This is a genomic window from Daejeonella sp., from assembly GCF_044342615.1.
Lineage (GTDB): Bacteria > Bacteroidota > Bacteroidia > Sphingobacteriales > Sphingobacteriaceae > Daejeonella.
In genome coordinates this window covers 1-4812 of the sequence record NZ_JBIIPN010000168.1, presented here as the reverse complement: position 1 = coordinate 4812, position 4812 = coordinate 1, and the positions used below count along the sequence as shown (strand labels likewise).

5 protein-coding genes are annotated in these 4812 nt (G+C 35.7%); 4 read left to right on the top strand and 1 reads right to left on the bottom strand.

Features of this window, described 5'->3' with window-relative positions; genetic code table 11:
* Positions 1 to 155: 155 nt before the first annotated feature.
* Entirely contained in the window at positions 156 to 599 is a 444-nt protein-coding gene (locus ACIQ0D_RS11570; protein WP_395805768.1) for a molybdenum cofactor biosynthesis protein MoaE, read from the top strand.
* Positions 600 to 607: 8 nt separating this feature from the next.
* Here ACIQ0D_RS11570 and ACIQ0D_RS11565 read toward each other — a convergent pair whose 3' ends face one another.
* On the bottom strand, positions 608 to 1510 hold the full coding sequence (locus ACIQ0D_RS11565; protein ID WP_395805766.1) for a Gfo/Idh/MocA family protein: 903 nt from the start codon (positions 1508 to 1510) through the stop codon (positions 608 to 610).
* Positions 1511 to 2114: 604 nt separating this feature from the next.
* Between ACIQ0D_RS11565 and ACIQ0D_RS11560 the strand changes: the two genes are divergently transcribed.
* From ACIQ0D_RS11560 to ACIQ0D_RS11550, 3 genes are read left to right on the top strand one after another with little or no spacing between them, the layout of a single operon-like run.
* Complete coding sequence (locus ACIQ0D_RS11560; RefSeq protein ID WP_395805764.1) at positions 2115 to 2885, top strand: LiaF transmembrane domain-containing protein; 771 nt, start codon at positions 2115 to 2117, stop codon at positions 2883 to 2885.
* A 54-nt stretch (positions 2886 to 2939) separates the two neighbouring features.
* Positions 2940 to 3992 (top strand): sensor histidine kinase, encoded by a 1053-nt coding sequence (locus tag ACIQ0D_RS11555; protein ID WP_395805762.1) that lies wholly within the window; start codon positions 2940 to 2942, stop codon positions 3990 to 3992.
* Positions 3986 to 4729, top strand: coding sequence for a LytR/AlgR family response regulator transcription factor (locus tag ACIQ0D_RS11550; RefSeq protein WP_395805770.1), 744 nt, complete (start codon positions 3986 to 3988; stop codon positions 4727 to 4729). Before ACIQ0D_RS11555 ends, ACIQ0D_RS11550 begins: the two co-directional genes overlap by 7 nt.
* Positions 4730 to 4812 lie beyond the last annotated feature (83 nt).

Sequence of the window (4812 nt, the reverse complement as noted above, 5' to 3'; positions counted from 1 at the left end):
CCAGAGATTGATGCGGAAACCATAGTACTTTTATGTCAAACAGGTAAACGCAGCAAGGTAGCGGCCGAAATATTTAGCCAACATTATGGTAAATCACGCAAAATATTTAGCCTTAAAGATGGAATCGCCGGATTGCAAAAAGAAAATAATTAGGTATGTCAGAAAGAAAAATTAAAAATATTTTTAGTCAGGGGCCAATTCCTGCCACATTTATTGCTGAAAGCATACAAAAGCATAGTTCGCAAACGGCCATTGGCGGGCATAGCATTTTCCTAGGACAAGTAAGGGCAGATGAAACTGAACATGGCAAGGTAAAGGCTATCGATTATACTGCATTTGAAGAAATGGCACTCGAAAAAATGCATCAAATCCGAGAAGAAATTTTCGCGAAATACCCAATTACCTGTATGCATATACATCATAGTCTGGGTGAAGTGAAAGCCGGCGAAATCTGTCTCTTTGTATTCAGCTCATCAGCACATCGAAAAGCAGCTATTGATTCTTGCACTGAGATTGTGGAGCGAATAAAAGCCGAATTACCTATTTGGGGCAAAGAAATTATGGAGAATGATTCACACCAATGGAAAGTGAATAAATAGAACATTTTTTAAACAGTCAATTCCGTTACAATTTTCTCACACATTTCATGTGTTTTCAAAGCATCTTGCATGGATATCCTAGGAGCCTCATCGTTTTGAACTGCATGTAAAAAATCGTTCACAATATGCTCAAAACCACGCTTAGAAAGCGTTGATTCCCAATCGTTTACACCATTTGATATTTCAATTTTATTTCTGTTAGTTTTTAAATCGGTCAAGTTAAGAACTGTTTTCTTCTCCTCTCCACTAAAAACCTCCACTTTTTCTTCCAAAGTGCCCGAATCTCGATTCATGATGGCAATGGCAATAGCACCATTTTCGGCAATGAGCTGAACAACCACGTGGACTAGTAAATCCTGGCTATGCATTCCTCTCACCAAAATCTCTTTAATTGGATAGGTAAAAAGAAAACGCATGGTATCTATAACATGAATAAAATCATCAAAAACGAAGGTTCGAATATCCCCAGGTAAAGAATGACGATTCTTTTGAAGAATAATCATGTTAGGATTGGCCAGCTTTTTCAATTCAACATAAGCAGGCGCATATCTCCTATTGAAACCCACCATTAAATGGAGCTGGCGAGCCTCTGCCAAATCAATTAATCGCTTGGCTGATTCAAAATGATAGCTAATTGGCTTATCCACATACACATGAATGTCATGCAGTAAAAGTTGCTCAATAATATGCTCATGCGATTCAGTCGCGCTATGCACAAAAGCAGCCTTAATACCACTATTTAGTAAGGATTCTAAACTAGAATGGAGATTAGCAATTCGATATTGATTGCCTATTGCCAAAAGACGATCCTGTTTACGAGTAAAAAGGTGAATTTCTAAATGCTTTGCAGCCAAAACTGGTAAATATGCCTTTTGTGCGATGTCGCCTAATCCGATGATTCCTATTTTCACTAGTTAGTAGTTAGATGTGAGAGATTAGATGTGAGATATGAGACTACTGTACAGGTCTCGACCTGGCCTATTACAAAAATATAAAATTCTTGTATAAATTGGCGTAAATCTTTAAGGTTGGTATCGAGATGTGAGATATGAGATATCGCGGGTAGGGACAGGTCGCGACCTGTCCTCTTTCAAAAAAATAAAAATCATTTCAACACGAAAATTTTGCGTCACTGCGTTTTTGCATGATTTTATATTCTGTGTCTCGCAAAGACGCTAAGTCGTAGAGATATAATACTCTTAACGACTGGTACGGTGACAACACCGACCAGAGGATGAACTGTATTGATATGGGAGATATCGCGCGTAGGGGCAGGTCGCAACCTGTCCTCTTAAAATGATATCGACAGAGAAATAAAAACCATTAAGGAATTAATAAAAAATTAAGATTTTATATGTGAAATGTCCTATCTCATATCTAAGGTCTCATATCTAACATCTAAAATCTAATCTTTCACCGACAATTTACCCCCATTTACCGAGAACTACAATGAGCTTGCCTAATTAATATATAACATTCAAAAAAATGAGGCTATTTTTGTTTTAAATTAAGACCATGAAAAATCAGATTCGTCCGAACCAACAATCAGATAAGGCACTCTTCGGAATGACCCTTGTTCTTTTAGGAATTATTCTTCTATTAAGATCCCTTGATATTCTATTTATCTCATCTTGGGTAATTAGCTGGCCTGTTTTTCTAATTGCTATAGGTGTAGTGATAGGTAAGCGAAAAGGCTTCAGGAACCCATTCACATTTATGCCAATCATAATTGGAGTAATATTTCTATTAGGTAAAATAAATCCAAATTTTGATTCAGATCGACTTTTCTGGCCGGCAATGATTATTGTCTTAGGTTTTTGGCTGATTTTAGGTCGTAGAAAACAATACCCAATCGAGGAAAAACATAGTCAGATAATCTTAGATTCAAGCAGTCCAGAACCCATTCAAGAGCCTCTTAATCAAGAAAAACCAGATAAATCATCTTATTTAGGAGATCGTATCGATTCGACCTCAATTTTCGGGGGAATTAAAAAGAATGTGGTTTCGAAAAATTTTCAAGGTGGTGATATTTTAAACTTTTTTGGCGGTACTGAGATCAATTTATTGCAGGCAGACATACAAGGAATAGTTAAGATTAATGTGGTGCAGATATTTGGCGGGACTAAAATAATTGTCCCAGCAAACTGGATTATACAGTCGGAAATGATTGCTATGATGGGAGGCATCGAAGATAAACGTCCTCCACAATTAAATACTAGTACCGATAAAATATTGATCATTCAGGGAACCTCCATATTCGCTGGTATCGATATTAAAAGCTATTAATTAGTTGCATTCATAAACTTAGATTAAAAAACAATTTGCCGCACAGCAGCCATTATGGAAAAAACTCCGGGATTTCTTATTTCAAAAAGCAAGATAATTCTCATTGTTTCTCAATGTATGGTGGCTTGTATTCTATCGCAGGCAGCAATTTTACTCTGGTTTGGCTTTAGCCTTCGAACTTCATTTATTGATAGCACAGTTAGCATTTGCCTACTCACTATTGCTTGTTATTTAATGAGTAATAACCTTCAGTATTATAGACCTGAAAAAAATCGCTATTTATTAATACTTTTTTATTGCTCCATTTTGGCAAGTCTTTGGCTTTTTCTAAACAATTGGGCACTAAACCAACTGATTTTAAATGATTCCGAATATTCCATGTTTTTATTCGAATCACTGCCTATTCGTTTTTTCATCGGATTATTAATCATTGGTTTGATGGCCATGATTAGCATTGTTTGGTTCACACAAATTGATCAGAAAGAAACAGAAAAAAGAAAATTAGAAGCTGAAAACCTCGCTAAAGAGGCCGAATTATATAATTTAAGGCAACAATTACAACCCCATTTTCTTTTCAATAGTCTTAATTCAATTACTGCACTTATTGGCAGCCGACCCGAAGAAGCACGTAAAATGATTCATCAATTATCTGATTTTTTACGCGGAACTCTTAAAAAAGAAGATCAACAGCCCGTTTCATTAATGGCCGAACTGGAGCACTTGCAACTTTATCTAGATATTGAAAAAGTACGATTTGGACATCGCCTATCCACAGAAATATCCTATAATGATCGCTGCAAGCACATGAAACTTCCACCAATGCTACTACAACCCATTGTAGAGAATGCAATTAAATTCGGTCTCTACGACACTACAGGCGTGGTTACGATAAGCATTTTTGTTGAATGTACTGAAAATGAGCTGCAGATAACCGTTCAAAATCCTTTTGATCCGAATACAGCAAAACCGATGCAGGGTACAGGTTTCGGACTAAGTGGTGTAAAGCGAAGGTTATATTTATTATTTGGTAGAACAGATTTGATAGAAACTAAGTCATATCAGCATATATTTACAAGCATAGTAAAAATACCTCAGACACAATTATGAGAGTGATTTTAATTGATGACGAACCACTGGCTCGTACAATAGTAAAAGAATATTTAAAGAACTGGCCAGAACTGGAAATTATTCAGGAATGTAATGATGGCTTTGAAGGAGTAAAAGCAATTGCTCAATACAAACCCGATTTAATATTTTTAGACATTCAAATGCCTAAAATCAATGGCTTTGAAATGCTCGAACTTATTGAACAAGCACCTTCCGTGATATTTACTACCGCCTTTGATGAATTTGCTATTAAAGCCTTTGAAGAACATGCAGTAGATTATCTATTAAAACCATTTACTAGAGAGCGTTTTGATAAAGCCGTACAAAAATGGTTAGATCAAGAACAAAAAACCCTTGTCAATCAAACCTCAAAAGAACAATTTGCAAATCTTCAAACGGCATTCCCAAAAAATGATCGAATTGTAGTTAAAACGGGCAATAAAATAAAAATCATTCCGCTAAGCGATGTTTTATTCCTAGAGGCAGATGATGATTACGTAAAAATACACACCCCCGAAGGCTCTTTCCTTAAAAATAAAACCTTAACTCATTTTGAAAAACTATTGGGTGCAAACACTTTTGTGAGGGTTCATCGATCATTCATCGTTAAAATCAACGAAATTACAAGAATTGACCCCTATGAAAAGGATTCACACCTAGCCATTTTAAAAACAGGCGAAAAAATCCCTGTCAGTAAGACTGGTTTTCCTAAATTAAGACAAGCACTCGGATTATAATAATTTAAGATAATTATTTAATATAAACGATTTAAAATTTCGATCTATATATCAAAACTTAATAAAACCTTCCAAGCATCTGC

Bases quoted from the DNA above. Each gene is read 5' to 3' on its own strand.
- ACIQ0D_RS11570 (WP_395805768.1), top strand. From the start codon at position 156: ATGTCAGAAAGAAAAATTAAAAATATTTTTAGTCAGGGGCCAATTCCT.
- ACIQ0D_RS11560 (WP_395805764.1), top strand. From the start codon at position 2,115: ATGAAAAATCAGATTCGTCCGAACCAACAATCAGATAAGGCACTCTTC.
- ACIQ0D_RS11555 (WP_395805762.1), top strand. From the start codon at position 2,940: ATGGAAAAAACTCCGGGATTTCTTATTTCAAAAAGCAAGATAATTCTC.